This is a genomic window from uncultured Winogradskyella sp. (assembly GCF_937958655.1).
In the GTDB taxonomy this organism is placed as follows: domain Bacteria; phylum Bacteroidota; class Bacteroidia; order Flavobacteriales; family Flavobacteriaceae; genus Winogradskyella.
This window is the reverse complement of sequence record NZ_CALGNH010000021.1, coordinates 1-19,965: the sequence shown is the minus strand read 5'-3', so window position 1 is coordinate 19,965 and position 19,965 is coordinate 1. Positions and strand designations below refer to the sequence as shown.

18 protein-coding genes are annotated in these 19,965 nt (G+C 34.6%); 8 read left to right on the top strand and 10 right to left on the bottom strand.

Translation table 11 applies throughout. The features are described 5' to 3' along the window. The 5 genes from folE to Q0800_RS04550 all read left to right on the top strand — a co-directional run. A partial coding sequence (folE, locus tag Q0800_RS04570) for a GTP cyclohydrolase I FolE (protein WP_299127998.1) occupies nucleotides 1–631 on the top strand: 631 nt, incomplete at its 5' end. Between the two features lie 58 nt (nucleotides 632–689). After that, the gene (gene cysS, locus Q0800_RS04565) at nucleotides 690–2,171 is read left to right on the top strand and encodes a cysteine--tRNA ligase (protein ID WP_299127996.1); all 1,482 of its coding nucleotides are present in this window, start codon (nucleotides 690–692) and stop codon (nucleotides 2,169–2,171) included. 45 nt (nucleotides 2,172–2,216) lie between these two features. Further along, nucleotides 2,217–2,450, top strand: coding sequence for a membrane protein insertion efficiency factor YidD (yidD, locus tag Q0800_RS04560; RefSeq protein WP_299127994.1), 234 nt, complete (start codon nucleotides 2,217–2,219; stop codon nucleotides 2,448–2,450). Between the two features lie 65 nt (nucleotides 2,451–2,515). Continuing rightward, entirely contained in the window at nucleotides 2,516–3,346 is an 831-nt protein-coding gene (gene lgt / locus Q0800_RS04555) for a prolipoprotein diacylglyceryl transferase (RefSeq protein WP_299127993.1), read from the top strand. Further along, nucleotides 3,346–3,846, top strand: coding sequence for a DUF192 domain-containing protein (locus tag Q0800_RS04550; RefSeq protein WP_299127992.1), 501 nt, complete (start codon nucleotides 3,346–3,348; stop codon nucleotides 3,844–3,846). Before lgt ends, Q0800_RS04550 begins: the two co-directional genes overlap by 1 nt. A gap of 453 nt (nucleotides 3,847–4,299) precedes the next feature. Here the strand turns inward: Q0800_RS04550 and secDF are convergent, their stop codons facing one another. From secDF to asnB, 7 genes are all read right to left on the bottom strand, one after another. Next, nucleotides 4,300–7,353 (bottom strand): protein translocase subunit SecDF, encoded by a 3,054-nt coding sequence (gene secDF / locus Q0800_RS04545; RefSeq protein ID WP_299127991.1) that lies wholly within the window; start codon nucleotides 7,351–7,353, stop codon nucleotides 4,300–4,302. Between the two features lie 134 nt (nucleotides 7,354–7,487). After that, the gene (locus Q0800_RS04540; RefSeq protein WP_299127990.1) at nucleotides 7,488–8,111 is read right to left on the bottom strand and encodes a hypothetical protein; all 624 of its coding nucleotides are present in this window, start codon (nucleotides 8,109–8,111) and stop codon (nucleotides 7,488–7,490) included. 70 nt (nucleotides 8,112–8,181) lie between these two features. Further along, complete coding sequence (locus Q0800_RS04535; protein ID WP_299127989.1) at nucleotides 8,182–8,856, bottom strand: DUF4412 domain-containing protein; 675 nt, start codon at nucleotides 8,854–8,856, stop codon at nucleotides 8,182–8,184. Between the two features lie 92 nt (nucleotides 8,857–8,948). Continuing rightward, a complete protein-coding gene (locus tag Q0800_RS04530; RefSeq protein ID WP_299127988.1) occupies nucleotides 8,949–9,875 on the bottom strand; it encodes a malate dehydrogenase in 927 nt (308 codons plus the stop codon). 132 nt (nucleotides 9,876–10,007) lie between these two features. After that, the gene (locus Q0800_RS04525) at nucleotides 10,008–11,024 is read right to left on the bottom strand and encodes a DUF6588 family protein (protein ID WP_299127986.1); all 1,017 of its coding nucleotides are present in this window, start codon (nucleotides 11,022–11,024) and stop codon (nucleotides 10,008–10,010) included. 384 nt (nucleotides 11,025–11,408) lie between these two features. Then, nucleotides 11,409–13,346, bottom strand: coding sequence for a DNA topoisomerase (ATP-hydrolyzing) subunit B (gene gyrB, locus Q0800_RS04520; RefSeq protein ID WP_299127985.1), 1,938 nt, complete (start codon nucleotides 13,344–13,346; stop codon nucleotides 11,409–11,411). Between the two features lie 329 nt (nucleotides 13,347–13,675). Beyond that, entirely contained in the window at nucleotides 13,676–15,337 is a 1,662-nt protein-coding gene (gene asnB / locus Q0800_RS04515; protein WP_299127984.1) for an asparagine synthase B, read from the bottom strand. 234 nt (nucleotides 15,338–15,571) lie between these two features. Between asnB and Q0800_RS04510 the strand changes: the two genes are divergently transcribed. After that, nucleotides 15,572–16,105 carry a DUF2911 domain-containing protein gene (locus Q0800_RS04510; RefSeq protein WP_299127983.1) on the top strand — a complete coding sequence of 178 codons (534 nt, stop codon included), beginning with the start codon at nucleotides 15,572–15,574 and terminating at the stop codon, nucleotides 16,103–16,105. Nucleotides 16,106–16,180: 75 nt separating this feature from the next. Here Q0800_RS04510 and Q0800_RS04505 read toward each other — a convergent pair whose 3' ends face one another. Then, the gene (locus tag Q0800_RS04505) at nucleotides 16,181–16,750 is read right to left on the bottom strand and encodes an HNH endonuclease (protein ID WP_299127981.1); all 570 of its coding nucleotides are present in this window, start codon (nucleotides 16,748–16,750) and stop codon (nucleotides 16,181–16,183) included. 42 nt (nucleotides 16,751–16,792) lie between these two features. Continuing rightward, entirely contained in the window at nucleotides 16,793–17,425 is a 633-nt protein-coding gene (locus tag Q0800_RS04500; RefSeq protein WP_299127979.1) for a 7-carboxy-7-deazaguanine synthase QueE, read from the bottom strand. Nucleotides 17,426–17,521: 96 nt separating this feature from the next. Here Q0800_RS04500 and Q0800_RS04495 point away from each other — a divergent pair, with 96 nt between their 5' ends. Beyond that, complete coding sequence (locus Q0800_RS04495) at nucleotides 17,522–18,301, top strand: hypothetical protein (protein ID WP_299127978.1); 780 nt, start codon at nucleotides 17,522–17,524, stop codon at nucleotides 18,299–18,301. Nucleotides 18,302–18,309: 8 nt separating this feature from the next. On the opposite strand, the gene Q0800_RS04490 is transcribed toward Q0800_RS04495, so the two are convergent. Then, the gene (locus Q0800_RS04490; protein WP_299127976.1) at nucleotides 18,310–18,759 is read right to left on the bottom strand and encodes a Rid family detoxifying hydrolase; all 450 of its coding nucleotides are present in this window, start codon (nucleotides 18,757–18,759) and stop codon (nucleotides 18,310–18,312) included. 57 nt (nucleotides 18,760–18,816) lie between these two features. Between Q0800_RS04490 and Q0800_RS04485 the strand changes: the two genes are divergently transcribed. Continuing rightward, nucleotides 18,817–19,965 (top strand): helicase HerA-like domain-containing protein (locus Q0800_RS04485; RefSeq protein ID WP_299127974.1); only part of this gene is annotated, 1,149 nt, incomplete at its 3' end.

The window sequence follows — 19,965 nt, the reverse complement described above, 5'->3', positions numbered from 1 at the left end:
TCATATAGGTTCTTGTAGCGATACACCCCTTCGACCAGATGCCTTTAAATTATCTAATACCGAAAAAATTGATAGTATTAGAAACGATGTAATGCATATTTTAGAAACCCTAGGACTAGACCTTAATGACGATAGCTTAAGTGGCACACCTAACCGCGTTGCAAAAATGTTTGTTAACGAGATTTTTGGGGGCTTAAATCCTGATAAAAAACCAAATGCTTCTACGTTTAAAAACAAATATAAATACGGTGAAATGCTTGTGGAAAAAAACATTACGGTTTACTCCACTTGCGAACATCACTTACTACCAATAGTTGGCAGAGCCCATGTGGCTTACATCTCTAATGGTACCGTAGTTGGTTTATCTAAAATGAATCGTATCGTAGATTACTTTGCTAAGCGTCCTCAAGTACAAGAACGACTCACTATTCAAATTGTACAAGAGCTCCAAAACGTCTTAAATACAAATGATGTAGCTTGCGTCATAGATGCTAAGCATCTTTGTGTTAATTCTAGAGGTATAAGAGATATAGAAAGTAGTACCGTTACTTCAGAATTTGGTGGAAAATTTAAAGAAAAAGAAACTCGTCGAGAATTTTTAGATTATATTAAATTAGACACACAATTTTAGCTTGCTTTATCTAAACTAGTTCTTTAGTTTTGTTTTTACTCATACAGAACATAAACGTATGCCTTTACACAACACTCAGCAGATAAAAATACACAATACACTTTCTGGCAAAAAAGAGGTATTTAAACCCATCACCGAAGGACACATTGGTATGTATGTTTGTGGCCCAACCGTGTATAGTAATGTGCACTTAGGTAATCTAAGAACCTTTATGTCTTTTGACATGATTTTTAGATACTTTTTACACCTAGGCTATAAAGTACGTTATGTGCGTAATATTACTGACGCTGGCCATTTAGAAAATGATAGTGATGTTGGCGAAGATAAGATTACAAAAAAGGCAAGATTAGAAGAAATTGAACCTATGGAAATCGTTCAGCGCTACACTGTAGATTTTCATAATGTTCTTAAAATTTTTAATTTTTTACCACCTAGCATAGAGCCTACAGCTACTGGTCATATTATAGAGCAAATTGAATTAATTCAAAGTATTATTGACAATGGGTTTGCATACGTGGTTAACGGCTCAGTGTATTTTGATGTTCATAAATACAACACCACTAACGAATACGGTATCTTAAGCAAGCGCAAGCTAGAAGACTTAATACATAACACTAGAGCTTTAGACGGACAAAGCGATAAAAAGAATCCACAAGATTTTGCACTTTGGAAAAAAGCAGAACCAACGCATATTATGCGCTGGCCGTCACCTTGGAGCGATGGTTTCCCAGGTTGGCATTTGGAATGTACAGCAATGAGCACCAAATATCTCGGTGATTTTTTTGACATACACGGTGGCGGAATGGATTTAAAATTCCCTCATCACGAATGTGAGATTGCTCAAAACCAAGCAGCCAAAGGCAAAGCACCCGTAAAATATTGGATGCACGCCAACATGTTAGAGTTAAACGGTGCTCGTATGAGTAAATCAACGGGCAATTATATAAATCCGGCTGAATTATTATCTGGTGATAATGATAAAATGTCTAAAGCCTATAGCCCAATGGTTATCCGCTTTTTTATGATGCAAGCTTCTTATAAAAGTGTGCTAGATTTAACCGATGCAGGTCTAAAAGCCGCCGAAAAAGGGTTTAACCGATTAATGGATGCTATTGGCTTAATAGGTCATTTAAAATTAAGTACCGCCTCTACATTTAATGTTGCTGAATGGCAACAGAAATGTTATGACGCTATGAATGACGACTTTAATACTCCTATCTTAATAGCACATTTATTTGATGCAGCAAAATATATTAATCAGGTAAAAGATGGCAGTGCTACTGTAACCACTGAAGACTTAGATTTACTTAAAGACACTATTCATAATTTTACATATAGCGTATTAGGCTTAACTAATACTTTGGAAACTGATTCTAATACCGAAAAATTATCTGGAGCTGTTGAAATTTTAATTAAGCTAAGAAAAGAAGCACGTATCAATAAAGATTTTGCGCTTTCTGATAAAATTAGAGATGAGTTAGCAGAAGTTGGTATTCAGTTAAATGATAGTAGAGAAGGTACTACGTTTAGTATTAATTAGACGTCTATTCTAAATCCTTTCTAGAGAAAAGACTTAATCAAGATTATGAAAAAGATTCTCATAGCACCTTTTCTATTCCTCATCAGAGTCTATCAAAACTTTATTTCACCCATAACACCAGCCACATGTCGTTATCAACCCACATGTTCGCATTATGCTAAAGAAGCTCTAGAAGTTCATGGTATTTTTAAAGGTGGACGTTTAGCGCTAAAGCGTATATTTAATTGTCATCCTTTTGGAGGAAGAGGTTACGACCCAGTACCACCAAAAGAGGATTAATAATACGTTAATCTCGTTTTCAATCCTTTTCAAAATATTATATTTACGCTTCAAAGCGAACAACTATGCATGTATTAAAACTAACTTGGGATCCTATTAAATCTATTGATTTAGGTTTTTTTGAACTTCATTTTTATAGCGTTATGTGGATCGTAGCCTTTATTCTAGGTTTTCAAGTCACTAAACGTATTTGGAAGAATGAAGGAGAATCCGCAGAATCCTTAGACTCTTTATTCATTTATTCAGTATTAGGGATTATGTTAGGCGCCAGATTGGGTCATGTCATATTTTACCAATCAGAATTAATTACAGACGATTTCTTTAGCATTTTTCTACCTTTTAAATTTAAAGGAGGTATTCAGTTTACAGGTTTTCAAGGTTTAGCAAGTCATGGTGCTGCTATTGGTATGATTATATCCATGTACCTCTACAACAAAAAAATTTTAAAGAAAACTATACTTTGGATTTTAGACCGTGTTGTAGTACCTGTGGCATTAGGTGCCGTATTTGTAAGAATAGGAAACTTTATCAATTCTGAGATTGTTGGTAAAAAAACCGAAAGTGCTTTCGGTGTTGTATTTAAACAAAATAGCGAATCTTTTGCAAGGCATCCTGCACAACTTTACGAGGCATTTTGTTATATTTTTGTATTCTTAATTTTACTCTATTTTTATTGGAAAACTAAAAAATCTGAGCAACAAGGCTTTCTTTTTGGATTGTTCTTAGTGCTTCTCTGGACTGTTAGATTCTTTGTTGAGTTCATAAAAGAAGCCCAAGTAGATGGACGAGATGATTATGTTTGGTTTATGAATACTGGCCAGGTACTAAGTGTTCCCCTCATTTTAATAGGGCTATATTTTATGTTTATATATAAACCTAAAACTGCACTACACTAATGTCTTTTAAGGCTTTTCTAAAGTTTGTTTTCTTTTGTTTTACGGCTGTTGTATTAACTCGTTGTAAAGACGAAAAACCAACAAAGTCTAAAGATAAAGTTGTGGTTAGTTTTAAAAAGGAAGGCACCCTTCAACTAAAAAAAGCAGAGTCTGACTCTATAATTATAACGTTGGATATTGAAATTGCAGATAACGATTATGAAACCGAAACTGGCTTAATGTACAGAACAGAGCTTGCAACTCATCAAGCAATGCTATTTGTTTTAAAAGAAGAAAAATACCAGAATTTCTACATGAAGAATACTAGAATTCCTTTAGATATTATTTATATTGATTCTGAAAAAAGCATTGTTAGCTTTCAAAAAAACACGAAACCTTTTGATGAGACCTCACTTCCGTCCGAAGCACCTGCAAAATATGTGTTAGAAATAAACGAAGGACTTTCTGATGAATGGGAACTTGAAGTTGGTGATAAGATAGTATTTGAAGTTATAAAGTAATGCATCTAATTAGTCGTCTTTTCAAAGTTAATCTGTCTGAGAAAAAATGGTATAAAATTATTCTTTGGTGGGAACTAAGACGAATACCCTATAATGTTTTTCTCTTCCTATTTCTTTTATTCTCTATTTTTCTACTATCATTTATATCAAATGACGGCTACTTTAAGATTATAGCTGGTTCAGGCTTTGTCATTGGTTTCTACCTATCGATTCTACTTTATTTTATTGGAGCTAATGTACTTTACACAACTGGCTGTATTTTTCAATTAATTACACGAAACATCAACTATAAGTTTATTAATAAAGTTATTACTTACGCATTTATTTTAGGATTAATTATTTCTTTTATAGCTACTATAATTCCTATTTTATTGCTCTTATAAATTCATGGATTGGATAAAAAAAGCCTTTCTTTTCAGAAAGGCTTTTCTATTTTTCAATCAGAAAACGATTTTATTCTTCGTCTTCTTCTTTAACTTTTGTTTTTAAAGCTTCTGCCGCATCACCTTTTTTAGCAGTATCATACATTAAAGGTGTGGCAATAAACATAGAAGAATATGTACCCACAACAACACCAACGATTAATGCAAATAATAACCCTCTTAACGATTCTGCTCCAAAAATAAACATGGCTAATAACACTACTAATGTGGTTACAGACGTATTTAATGTTCTACTCAATGTACTATTTAAGGAGGCGTTTATGGTTTTACCAAATTCCCAAGAGGTATGCTCATTCAAAAATTCTCTAATTCTATCGAACACAACAACGGTATCATTCAGCGAGTAACCAATAACCGTTAGGATTGCCGCAATAAACGCTTGGTCAATCTCCATACTAAACGGCATAAACTTCCACGTTATAGAGAAAATACCTAATACAATTAATACATCATGGAAAACGGCAGCAACTGCACCTAGAGAGAATTGCCATCTCTTAAATCTAAATAAAATATAAAGGAATACAACGACTAAAGAGCCCAATACTGCCCAAAATGATGATTTTTTAATATCATCTGCAATAGTTGGACTTACTTTACTAGATAACATTTTACCAATTTTAGCCTCACCAGAACCATCTTGGAATTGTGCGTAAAACATACCACTAGGTAAATATGGTTTTAAAGCTTCAAATAATTTAGACTGTATCTCCTCATCGGCCTCTACAGAGTTATCCTCTACCCTATATTTAGTGGAAATTTTTAATTGATTAGCAGCACCAATAGTCTTTACCTCTGCACTTCCAAATACAGCTTCATCATTAAGTATGTTTGTAATTTCTTCTGTACTTACGGGCTGCTCAAAACGTACTTGGTAGGTTCTACCTCCAACAAAATCTATACCTTGGTCTAATCCTGTTGATAATAAAGACCCTAAACTTGCTAGTATTAAACCACCTGAAATCACATAAGCAATCTTACGTTTCTTTAAGAAATTAATATTAACATTCTTAAACAAGCCTTTAGTCATTGCTGTTGAAAAATCTAAAGATCCACCTCTATTGACCCACCAGTCTATTAATAAACGTGTTATAAATATTGCTGTAAATAGAGAGGTTAAAATACCAATGATTAATGTGGTTGCGAAACCTTTAATAGGACCTGTACCAAATACAAATAAAATCAATGCCGTTAAACCTGTGGTTATGTTCGCATCCAAAATAGATGACAAGGCATTAGAGAAACCATCTTTAATAGATTCTTTTTGAGATTTACCTTTGGCTAACTCCTCCCTGATACGCTCAAAAATAAGTACGTTAGCATCTACAGATATACCAATAGTTAAAACAATACCTGCAATACCAGGTAAGGTTAATACAGCACCTAAACTCGCTAATACACCAAAGATTAATAAGATATTTAGTAGCAATGCAATATCTGCAAAAATACCCGCTTTACCATAATAAAAAATCATCCATAATAACACAAAAGCTAAAGCAATAAGAAAGGACTTCATTCCGCTATCTATAGCTTCCTGTCCTAAAGATGGCCCTACCTCATCGGCTTGGATAATCTCAGCAGATGCAGGTAACTTACCAGCTCTTAATACATTAGCTAAATCTACCGCTTCGTTAAGTGTAAATGCTCCTGAAATTTGTGAGTTACCACCAGAGATTCCACCCGCTTGTGTAACACCTGGTGCAGAATATACTAATTCATCTAGTACAATAGCAATATTACCATCTTCCTCATTTGCTTTTTTAGTTAACTCCTCCCAAACCTTAGCACCTTTAGCATTCATTTGCATACTAACGGCTGGTCTACTAATTTGATCATAGTCTTGCCTTGCATCGGTTATAACTGCTCCACTTAATGGTGGCTCTCCATCTCTCCCAACTTTAATTGCATATAACTGAGCATATTCAGAATCTTTATCTTGTATGCCCCAAACAAATTTAGCATAACGCATTTCTGCTGGTAAATTTGCTCTATTCTTTGGCGCATTAAGTATTTCTAATACTTTTTTCTTATCCTTTGCTAAGAAAACACCAACAACAGCTCCATTACCTGGACCTTGAAGACCAATAGGATTAACATTTGCAACATTAGTAGAGTCTGATTCAATTTGACCCGTAAGCTCATCAATAGTATTTGTAGCATCTTGCTCAGCATCAGCAGATTGTTCGCCTTCTTCTTCGCTAGTAGACTCTTCTGCTTTAGCTGCTTCTACCATTTGTTGGTTAACTTGTAAGATGTAAGGAAACATTTCTTGTGCTTTATACGTTTCCCAAAATTGTAATTGTGCTGTTTTAGTAATAATATCTACAACACGCTTTTTATCTTTTGCACCAGGTAATTCTATTAAAATACGTCCAGAGTTTCCTAAACGCTGTATGTTTGGAGACGATACACCAAAACCATCAATACGGTTACGTAATACCTCAAAGGCAGAAACGATAGACTCATCTATTTTACGTTCTAATACGACCTTTACTTCATCATCAGTCATATTAAATGTTACATCGTCGCTTAAATCACGATTGGCAAAAATATCTGGAGAGGCTAATTTAGTATCACCTTTTATAGCATCAAATGCTCTAAAAAACGACTCTAAATAGGACTCTTGTGCATCCTTTTGCAACTCTTCTGCATCATCTAAGGCTTTATTAAAAACAGGATCTTTACTGTTGTTAGCAAGTCCTTTTAATATATCCTTAACCGATATTTGTATAATTGCATTAATACCACCTTTAAGGTCTAAACCTAATTTCATGGCATTATTTTCTACTTCGGTATACGTGTATTGCGAAACTCCAAGATTATAAACCTCAATAGGTTTAAAGGTTTCACCTTCTTGTACTTTAGAGGTTTTTAGTGAGTCTAAGTAATTAATTTCTGCCTGACTTCTTAAATCTTGATAGTTGTCGGTAGACTCATCATATTTGGCAATTGCTGCCGCTTTTGCATCATCTTCAATTTGGTTAGCCTTAAAGGTAAAAGACAGTTGGTAAATACTTACCAATCCAAACAGAAGTGCAAATACTTTAATTATTCCTTTGTTTTGCATTTCAATTTAATTTATTTAAGATTTTGACGCACAAATATATTCTATTAGGTCAAAATCAAATTGTTATTTTAATTTTAAAAGAGGTTTCAGTTTTTGATTGATCACAAACTGTGTGATATGGGAATTGTGTAGTATTAGATAGTCCCAAAATAACGTGGCCCAGCGCGTACTTCTGGTATGTTATAAGAATGTATTTTAGGTTTTTTAGTTGCGGTTTTTTGTACCGAAATTACTTTAGAAAGTGCTAAAAATACCTCATCTGAATCCGACAGAAAACCTAAGAAATTGTAATTTACGTTATTAAATCGTTCTACCTTTTGGTTGAATTCTGCTATTTGCAACCCATCAAAATCCCAATTTTGGTGACTAGGTTTTTGTATTTCGGAGATATTAAGCTTGTAATCCTTTACATGCTTCTCTATTGGAAGCTCTCTCTCTGTATCGTTATCTGAATTTTTTGAAAATTTAAGTGTTCGGTCTTTAGATAATAAATGTTGAATTTGTGAAATATAAAGGTCGCTATGGTAGGTAATCTTAAATTGCCCTTTATTGTTCTGAAAAATTTCTATATCTGATGCACCTATGCGTTGCAGCTCTTCTTGGATAAAGTCTAAAGTATGCTCTGCCTTGGCATCTAATATATTTTGGCTAGAAAATTCAACAATAATTTGTTGATTAGCAACTGACGAAGCATCAGTTAATTTAACCAAAACCGCTATTACAAATAATAAGCCTAATATGTTACGCTTTTTTAGCATTGGGCAAATATAAAAAAAATAAAGACTGCATAAATGCAGTCTTTAAATGTAATTTTTTCTATGTCGATTATTAATTGGCTTGAAGCTTAGTATAGCCCTCTGGTGGTGTCATATTAAACTTAGAATTGGCAACACTCTCCTTTGTTAATTCAATAACTTCAAAGGTCATTTTCATAGCCATTCCCTGTTGATTCATATTCATTATCATATACATAGGAAAGCCCTTTAATTTGTTACCTAACATAGAGGTTTGTTGCGTCATAACTGGAGTAATCTTATCGGTAATGTACATAGACATTTCCATTTTAACTCCGTTTTGATTCACCGTAACTATTTGCTCTTTACACTCGTACCCTAATATTGTTTTGGTATTATCACCTTGTACAATCTTTACATTCTCTTCTAACTTTTCTTCGTCTTCTATATTTAGAGATGTTAACTGATACTTTTTGCCCAACATAGGATTATCCATTAACATCAACATTTCCTTTGTGTCGTTGTTAGATATTGTTATAATATCACCAGACGCAGGGTTACTAATCTCACTTCGGGATTTATCGCCTTTAAGATAGGTTACTATAGTCATTGGTTCGTCTCCCATCATTTGTTTTAGCATGGCCTGCATTTGCTCATTGTCTGTTGACATGGTTTGAGACATAATGATCTTGCCCTCCGTAAACTTTTCTTGAGCAATTGTTGTAAAGCCCATAATTAAACTAAGGCCTAGTATTACTAATTTTTTCATTTTGTATGTGTTGTTTTATTAAATATATAATAACCTTACCAACAAACATGCCAGTAAGGTTTTTTCTTTTCTTTATTGTAATTACTTATCGGTTATAATTCTAATAAACCGTTAGTCTTTTTAACTCCTTCGGCACTCTCAGCCATATGTTTCTTCTCAGCATCGCTTAAAGGCACATCAACTATTTTCTCTATACCGTTTCTTCCTAGGATTACTGGCACACCAATACAAAGATCGCTTAAACCATATTCATCATCTAACAATGTAGAACATGGAAAGATTTTCTTTTGATCGCATGCTATGGCTTGCACTAAACCACTAACAGCAGCACCTGGCGCATACCAAGCAGACGTTCCAAGAAGTTTAGTTAAGGTAGCACCACCAACTTTAGTATCTGCAGCAACTTGGTTTAATCGCTCTTCGGATAAAAATTCTGAAACTTTAATACTATTTCTAGTAGCATGAGAGGTTAGTGGCACCATACCTTTATCGCTATGCCCTCCAATTACCATTCCGTCTACATCACTTATTGGCGCTTCTAGAGCTTCCGCTAAACGATACTTAAAACGTGCAGAGTCTAAGGCACCACCCATACCAATAATTCTATGCTTAGGTAAACTTGTGGTTTTATGAGCCAAATACGTCATCGTATCCATAGGATTACTAACAACAATTAAAATAGTATTTGGTGAATGTTCTACTAAACTACCCGACACTGTTTTAACGATGCCAGCATTGATACCAATCAATTCTTCTCTGGTCATACCTGGTTTACGAGGAATACCAGACGTAATAACACAAATATCGCTATTTGCCGTTTTTGAATAATCGTTTGTACTTCCTGTTATTTTGGTATCAAAACCATTTAGAGATGCGGTTTGCATAAGATCCATAGCTTTTCCTTCTGCATAACCTTCTTTTATATCTAGTAAAACAACTTCTGAAGCGAAATTTTTAATGGCTATATACTCTGCACAACTAGCGCCTACTGCACCTGCACCAACTACTGTTATTTTCATTTTATTTTTAATTTTTTAATGTGAAACTTAACCTTGAAAATGATTGCAAAATTACAAATAAAATTGCTGTAAACGAAGAAAGCACAAGATTAACTCTTGTGCTTCACTATATTATACTGATACTATTAAATTTTATCTAAACCCGAAATTAACACCGACTGAGAACGCGTCATATTCAGAAATATGGTACTCTGCATTTAATCTAAAAAAGCCTAATTTTAACTTGGCTCCAACTGTACCTCTTAGTGAGGATACTTCGCTCGATACTGAAAATGGATCTGTTATTGTTTCCGAAGTTAAGGCACCACTTCTAATTCTATAATTCCCTAAAAGGTCAGTCTCTGAGTTACCCGTAATATAACCAAGACCACCATACAGGTTAAAAACTGGTAATTTTGTGGACGTAATAAGCTGAAACAGCCATGTATTCGTGTTATTTTCTAAACGCTGATTTTCACCTTCAATACCCGAAGAACCTGTTAAATCGTAAGAACCGTCAATATGGTTATAAGCCACAAGACCCGATAAAGCAACTGGCCATAATTTATCGGCTGGTAACCATTGTGTAAATTCTAATTGTAAACCAGCCCCATACATACTTAGACTTACATCTTCATTTTCTAATTTAGGGACATATCGAGCTTTTAACTCTATACCGCTACCAAGACCGACCGCACCTTGTAATGTTGCTGTTGGTAATAAGTTGGCACTTTGCTCACCAATTCCTTGAGGCAATTCTAACTGAACAGATTGTGAACCAAAAATAGGATCATCAAATTCTACCTCAACAAAAATTGAGGGGTCATTTTCTCCCAAAACAGACGCCACATCTTGTATAGCAGGGCCAGAAACAAACTGCATATTATTATAATCTGCAGTATTAAGTGTAAACGTTTTATGGTCGTCATTTATTAAAGATGCACTACCAATTAAAGAAATCTCAAAACCACCCAAAGGTTTCACTTTAGCTGAATTAAACCAATTGGCATTCATACTATACACTAAGCCATTGGTACCAGGCGCTAAGTAATCGTTTGCAAAACGTTGTGCGTCTTCAATACCAGCAGCTAATAATACATCAATGTCATTTTGAGCCTTTACTGTTAATAAGCATGAGCTTACTAAAACAAATGATATTAATTTTCTCATAAGGTTAAGTTTAAGTTTTTACATTACAAATATAGCAAAACGTCTGTAAAAATTGTGCTTTATCGAGTTTATTTACTTTTTATCGATTTTAAAGTGAAATGTTTTTAGTGAAAATATAAATCTTAGTTGAGGTATTATATCAATTAAGGAATCACTATTACCTAAGGTATTACCTAAAATTAGGATATTTATATTTATATATGATGAAGGCAGTCCAAAAAACAGAGTGTGGCAATTTTCTATTGGCTTTGACTTTTAAAAAAACTGTTTTGGTAAAAGTTTACCGGAGCTTTATTAGCCTTTTGAAATAAAAAGGCATGTGCTATTAACCAAAAAAACCGCGTAGAAGTTCTATGCGGTTTTTCAATTTTATGATTATTTTAATTAGGCGTCTATATTAGCATAAATCGCATTCTTCTCAATAAACTCTCTACGTGGCGGCACCTCATCTCCCATTAACATTGAGAAAATACGATCTGCCTCTACTCCATTATCAATTTGCACTAAACGCATGGTTCTAAATTCAGGATTCATCGTAGTATCCCAAAGCTGTTCTGCATTCATCTCACCAAGCCCTTTATAACGTTGAATCTTAGACCCATCTCCAAAGTTAGCTATAATCTCATCGCGTTCATTATCTGACCAAGCATATTGTTTTTTAGCACCTTTCTTAACTAAATATAAAGGTGGTGTAGCAATGTAAATATGATCGTTTTCTACCAACTCTTTCATATATCTAAAGAAAAAGGTTAAAATCAAAGTTGCAATGTGAGAACCGTCAATATCGGCATCACACATAATTACAATTTTATGATATCTTAATTTGGATAAGTTTAATGCTCTAGGATCATCTTCCGTACCGATAGTTACTCCTAACGCTGTAAATATATTTTTAATCTCCTCATTCTCAAACACCTTATGCTGCATAGCCTTCTCTACATTAAGAATCTTACCTCTTAATGGTAAAATCGCCTGAAAAGCTCTATCTCTTCCTTGCTTCGCAGTACCACCTGCAGAATCACCCTCTACAAGGAATACTTCACATTTCGCAGGATCTTGTTCTGAACAGTCACTTAACTTCCCAGGCAAGCCTCCTATGCTCATTACAGTTTTACGTTGCACCATTTCACGAGCTTTTTGAGCTGCATGACGTGCTTGTGCCGCAAGGATTACTTTTTGTACAATTATCTTTGCATCATCAGGATTTTCCTCTAAATAATCTGAAAGCATTTCTGATACCGACTGACTTACAGCCGCAGAAACTTCTCTGTTGCCTAGTTTTGTTTTTGTCTGCCCCTCAAATTGTGGCTCGGCAACTTTTACAGAAACAATGGCTGTTAATCCTTCACGGAAATCATCACCCGAAATATCAAACTTTAATTTGTCTAACATGCCAGAACCATCGGCATACTTCTTAAGTGTGTGAGTTAAACCACGTCGAAAACCAGAAAGGTGCGTACCTCCCTCGTGTGTGTTAATATTATTTACATACGAATGTAAATTCTCTGCATAAGAGGTATTATATACCATAGCTACCTCAACTGGCACACCATTCTTTTCACCTTCAAAAGAAATGACATCTTTCATTAAAGGTTCGCGGTTACCATCTAAGAATTTAACAAATTCTGGCAATCCATTTACTGAATGAAAGGTTTCACCCTCAAAAGAACCGTCTTCTTTTTTATGACGCTTGTCTATTAAATGAACTGTAATTCCCTTATTAAGATAAGCCAATTCACGCATACGACTTGCAAGCGTGTCATAATTATACTCTAAAGTCTGCTGAAATATTTGCGGATCTGGTTTAAAGGTTACAGTGGTTCCTGTTTTATCAGAATCGCCAACTGTTTTTACAGGATACATTGTTTTACCACGCTCATACTCTTGCTCCCAAATCTTACCATCTCTATATACGGTAGCTTTTAAATGCTCTGAAAGTGCATTAACACAACTTACACCTACACCATGCAGACCACCAGATACTTTATAAGAATCTTTATCAAACTTACCACCTGCACCAATTTTGGTCATTACAACCTCTAGGGCAGAAACGCCTTCTTTTTTATGAAGACCAACTGGTATACCACGTCCGTCATCTTCAGTAGTAATTGAATTATCTTCGTTAATGGTTACCGTAATATTATCGCAATGTCCTGCTAATGCCTCATCAATTGAGTTATCAACCACCTCGTATACTAAATGATGTAAACCTCTAACGCCTACATCGCCAATATACATTGATGGACGCATACGCACGTGCTCCATACCCTCTAGGGCCTGGATACTATCTGCGCCATATTTCTTTTGATTATCGTCGCTCATAATTTTATATTAATCGATATTTTTAGTTCATTTTACATAAAAAGACGCTTAACGCGCCTCTTAATGAGTTCTTTCAAAGATACAAATTTACAAGGCTAAAAAATAGCTTTTCAGCCAGTTTAAGCAATAATTATCAACAATTGTTAAAAACATCAAAGTGGCTTAAAACGCCTAAAAAGTGGCTTAAAATGGATTTAATCATTATTATTTCAATTTTAAAAATTGAATTTTTAGAAAACTGCTTAGAGCGCATTAAATGCGTGTACACTACAAAAAAGACGAACCCTTTGGATTCGTCTTTTACTATAATATAATTTTAGTACTTAAGGTTAATAAGCATCATCATGTACATTAGCAATAGCTCTTCCGCTTGGTTCATTCATGTTTTTAAATGCTTCATCCCACTCTAGAGCTGTAGCCGTACTACAAGCCACACTTGCTTCTTGAGGCACACTTAATGCTGCAGCATCACTTGGAAAATGACTCTCAAATATAGAACGGTAATAATATTCTTCTTTGTTAAGTGGTGTGTTAATTGGAAATCTAAAACTTGCGTTTGCCAATTGTTCATCAGTAACCTCTTTTTCTACGACGTCTTTTAATGTATCTATCCAGTTATATCCTACTCCATCGCTAAATTGTTCTTTCTGCCTCCATGCTACACTTTCTGGTAACATATCTTCAAAGGCTTTACGAATGACCCACTTTTCCATACGCTCACCGTTAATCATTTTATCTTTAGGATTAATGCGCATAGCTACATCCATAAACTCTTTATCTAAGAATGGCACACGACCTTCTATTCCCCAGGCCATTAAACTTTTGTTAGCTCTTAAACAATCGTACATGTGCAATTTATCTAATTTACGAACGGTTTCTTCATGAAATTCTTGAGCATTTGGTGCCTTATGAAAATATAAGTAACCACCAAAAATCTCGTCTGCTCCTTCTCCAGAGAGTACCATTTTAATACCCATTGATTTAATAACTCTTGCCATTAAATACATTGGTGTAGAAGAACGAATGGTTGTTATATCATAAGTTTCAATATTGTAAATAACATCCTTAATAGCATCTAACCCTTCTTGTATTGTAAATTGAATTTCATGATGCACAGTACCAATATGATCGGCAACTTTTTGCGCCGCAGCTAAATCTGGTGAGCCTTTAAGACCAACAGAAAAACTATGCAGCTGTGGCCAACACGCCTGTTCTTTATCATCTGCCTCTATGCGATGTTGTGAGTATTTTTTTGCAATTGCAGAGGTTACCGAAGAATCTAAACCACCAGATAGTAACACACCATAGGGCACGTCACTCATAAGCTGTCTGTGCACAGCATCTTCTAATGCTTGTTTAATTTCTGATATACTTGTTTCGTTCTCTTTTACCGCTTCGTAGGCTTCCCAATCGCGTTTGTACCATTTTACCAACTCACCATCTTTACTACTCATATAATGCCCTGGAGGAAATAGTTCGATTTTTGTACAAACTCCTTCAAGAGATTTCAATTCTGATGCCACATAAAAGGTACCGAACTTATCCCAACCCATATATAATGGAATAATACCCATGTGGTCTCTTGCCACAAAGTACTCGTCCTTTTCAACATCGTAAATGGCAAAACCAAAAATACCGTTCATATCATCTACAAACTCAACTCCCTTTTCCTTGTAGAGTGCTAATATAACTTCGCAATCACTTTCTGTTTGAAACTTATAATCTGGAAACTGAGCACGCAATTCTCTATGATTGTAGATTTCACCATTTGCGGCTAAGATTAATGTTTTATCCTCACTTAACAAAGGCTGTTTCCCAGAGGCTGGATCTACAATTGCTAATCGCTCATGAGCCATTATTACCTTATCATCACTATAAACTCCGCTCCAATCTGGTCCACGATGACGAATTATTTTTGCCATTTCTAAGACCTGAGGTCTTAATGTCTCTGTTTTCTGTTTTATATCGAAGGCACATACAATTCCGCACATAATCTATTTTTTAATTTATAATTGTTTAGCAAATATTAGAATAATCTTTTATATTTTACATATAATTAAACCAATGTATTTCATTTTAAAACTTAAAATACTAATATATATAAATATTGTAACTCTATATTCTAATAATTCTTCTTTAGCTATTAATCTGTAAACTTTAATATTTCTTTACGATCCTTAATCTTTGACAAAGATTAATTTTGCTAAAAACAAAATTATAGAATTATGAAAACGACACGACTTATTACAACCATTGCTTTTGCCCTTATGATGCTACTATCATTTAATGCTGAAGCCCAAAAATTTAGAGGATTAGACAAAAGTCCTTTAGATGTTAATTATTACAGAACATCTAGAAACGCCTCTCCTGATGCCAGAGTAATTTATAGTAGACCTCAACTAAAAGGTAGAACCATTGCGGCTTTAGCGCCTAATGGAAAAGTTTGGCGTACTGGCGCTAACGAAGCTGTTGAGATTACTTTTTATAACGATACTAAGTTTGGAGGGGAAACTATTAAAGCAGGAACGTATTCTCTATTTACAATACCTGGTGACAAAGAATGGACTGTTATTTTAAATAGCGACTTACACGCTTGGGGAGCTTATTCTTATAATGAAGAAAATGATGTAGCTCGATTTAAAGTTTCCGTTGACAAGGCAGAAGACTCAATTGAGGCTTTTTCAATAGCATTTACTAAAGATAGCCTTAATATGGGTTGGGGAACACTAAGGCTCGTTATTCCATTTTCAAAAGCTTAGGTTATAGTCTAAAAAAGAATAAATTTTAAAAGTCCTAATTATTTTATTAGGACTTTTTTTATAGTTCTAACCTGCCTATGGAAGCGGTTGAATATCTGCCCAATTCTCACCTGTTTTAATGCGTCTCAATTGCATGGTGGTTATACCAAAACGCTTGGCTATAATTCTTAGACGTGTTCTACGATTAGGATCATTTATCATTTTCTTAATTAATCGCACGTTATTTTCACTTAGTTTGGCGTAACTTCTTTTATTTTTCTTCTTGGCTTCGATAAATTTTGGATTTTTCCATTGGTGTAATTCTTTTTCGCGCTTCGTCGCCCATTTTAAATTATCGATATGATTATTCATCTTATCATAATTTAAATGTATTACAAAAATACCTTCTCCTTGTTCTAGAAAGTGAGACGCAACGACTTTATGAAGGTAAAAGGTCTTAAAATTTTTGGGTTCGTTTTTTTTAACTCTAAAGTAAGGGTAGCCATTCATTATATAAGGATTAAACAAAAGTGGGTTGTCATTTTTAATCCGAACTAATCTACCATAATTAGAAACGTAGTAACATTCATCTTGATGAATTGTATCGTCAAAACGCACAGCTACCCAAACTTCGCCACGGAAGTTTTGAATATGAGGGAAAATCATTGTATGTATTAATCTAAGGGTTAGCTACAAAGATACGTAATTTTAAGGTATATTAAGATATTTATGCGTTTGTAATGACACTTTCCATTTAGGATTTGCCATAACATAATCTACAATTTGCGGCATCATTTTATCGCGTTTACTCCATTCTGGCTGTAAATATAAAATGCATTTGTTATTTACCTTTTCTGCCTGCTCTTCAGCAAATCTAAAATCGTCGTTGTTATAAATAATACATTTTAACTCGTGTGCCTTCTTGTAAATCTCTTCCGTTGGTAGTTTTATTTTTTTTGGAGACAAACAAATCCAGTCCCATTGGCCTGTTAATTTATATGCACCAGAGGTTTCAATATGAATTTGCAATCCTTTTTCTTTTAATTGCTTGGTTAAAGGCCCCATTTCCCATGTCAGCGGCTCACCACCTGTTACCACAATAATATCACTATATTTTGCTGCATTTTCTACAATTTTTGTAGTCTCAGTAGCAGGGTGCAATTCTGGTAACCAACTTTCCTTTACATCGCACCAATGACAGCCCACATCGCAGCCACCAATTCTTACAAAATAGGCAGCGGTACCCTTATGATAGCCTTCTCCTTGGATGGTATAAAACTCCTCCATTAGAGGTAGCAAATGACCTTGATCTATTAGTTGTTGTCTCTCTCTTCTCGTCATAGATCGCAAATATAAGGATTACTCTAATAAGCTAATTTTGAATTAACGACAAAATGTTTTATTTTTATAATCCCTATAAACTTAACCCAAATATTAATGACTAGAATAATAGCTTTAATTTTATTAACTGTATTACCTATATCTACCCTTAATGCCCAAGTTGGCATTGGTACTACAAATCCAGACCCATCATCTCAATTACATATCCAATCTAGTAATTCTGGTTTATTAATTCCTAGACTTACAAGCGCACAAAGAGACGCTATTGCAGCGCCAGCAGTTAGCTTACTTATATTTAATACTGATAGCAATAGCTTTGAATACAATTCTGGTACCGCAGCAGTGCCAAACTGGGTATTACTTAGTAATTCTATTATTGTAAGCAATGACCCAAACAATCAACTCAATATCGGAACGGACGGAGGTGCTTTTTTACAAAGAACTGTACACCTTGGCAAATTTATTATCAATGGCTCCGGTAATCTTACAATATCTGGATTGCCTTTTAGACCATCTCAAATTAAATTTACAGCTTATGCAAATGTAGAAAGCTACGACCTAAACTCTGACAACGGTGTAGGTAACAACAACACTGGTATTGCAAACGCGTTTGGTTCTATGGCTGGTTTTGCATCAAATACAAGTGGTTCAATTTTAGAACAAGTTATTTATGGCGGTGGCTCTGGAAATTCCATTAACGATATTTCTAGATATGCGTCTAGCACTCACTGCATTGGCCTAAGATTTTCTAATCAAAATGGAAATTCCTTGGGTATAACTTCTGCTACCTTAAACAGTTTTAACCCTAATGGATTCACCTTAAATGTTGATAGTTTTGCAGATAGTATTGTTGTGTTATACGAGGCTTACAGATAGTAAAACATTTACAACTTAGCAGCAATAACATCAATCTCAATATGTGCACCACCTGCTAGGGCTGAGGCTGCAAATGTTGTCCTAGCTGGTTTCTTTGTAAAATATTTTGTGTAAACCGAATTGAAGGCTTTAAAATCATTAATATCTTCTAAAATCACAGTACACTTTACCACGTTATCTAAAGATAAATTGTGATGCGCTAAAACCGCTTTAATATTCTCAATAACCTGTTTTGTTTCTGCCTCAATTCCGCCTGAAATTAATTCTCCCGTTTTATGATTCTTTCCTATTTGACCAGTTAGAAACAACAAGTTTTCTGTTTCAACAGCATCACTAAATGGTACATTAGCACGATTAGGCTCGTGGGATTTATGAAAGCTAATTTTAGATTTAGAATCATTACAGGATTGAAAACTTAGTAAAATAAAAAGGCAATGCATTAAAAAATTAGACTTCATGATAACTTGTTTTAATCTTGTTTAAAATTACAGTATTTTTATGCAAATTTCATACACATGACGCATTCTGACAAATTCATTAAAGATATAGCTAACGGCAATACGTTTAAAGGCGATTATATTACCCTAGGAGCAGCAATGCTAGAAGGAGAAACAAAAACCAACGCTTATGTAAACGTACCTTTAAAAACCATGAATAGACACGGCTTAATTGCTGGCGCCACAGGTACAGGAAAAACAAAAACACTACAAGTTTTAGCTGAAAATCTTTCAGAAAAAGGAATTCCGGTTTTACTAATGGATATTAAAGGGGATTTAAGTGGTTTAGCTAAACCTAGCCCTGGTCACCCAAAGATCGATGAGCGACACCAAAAAATTGGCTTACCCTTTGATGCTAAATCCTTTCCTGTTGAACTACTCACACTTTCTGAACAGGATGGAGTAAGACTAAGAGCTACTATTAGTGAGTTTGGCCCAGTATTAATATCGAGAATTCTTGGAGTTACCGAAACCCAAGCAGGCATTATTTCCGTAATCTTTAAATATTGTGATGACCATAAATTACCGCTATTAGATTTAAAAGATTTTAAGAAAATCCTTCAGTATTCTACTGGTGAAGGTAAAAAGGAATTTGAAGACGCTTACGGTCGTATTTCTACAGCATCAACTGGGGCAATCCTTAGAAAGCTAATAGAAATAGAACAACAAGGTGGAGATTTATTTTTTGGAGAAACCTCTTTTGATACGCAAGATTTATTGCGTATTGATGAGAATGGTCGTGGTTACATAAATATTATTCGCCTAACAGATATACAAGACAAGCCTAAGTTATTCTCTACCTTTATGTTGAGTTTACTGGCTGAAATATATTCTACCTTCCCAGAGCAAGGAGATAGCGGTAGACCAGAGCTTATTATGTTTATAGATGAGGCGCATTTAATTTTTAACGAAGCCTCTGATGCACTTTTAAATCAGATTGAAAGTATTGTAAAACTCATACGAAGTAAAGGTGTTGGATTATATTTTGTTACTCAAAACCCAACTGATGTTCCAGAAGCTGTTTTAGGGCAATTAGGACTAAAAGTACAACATGCACTTAGAGCCTTTACAGCCAAAGACAGAAAAGCTATAAAACTCACAGCGCAAAACTACCCTGACACAGCGTACTACGACACTGCTGAAGTTTTAACATCTTTAGGTATAGGT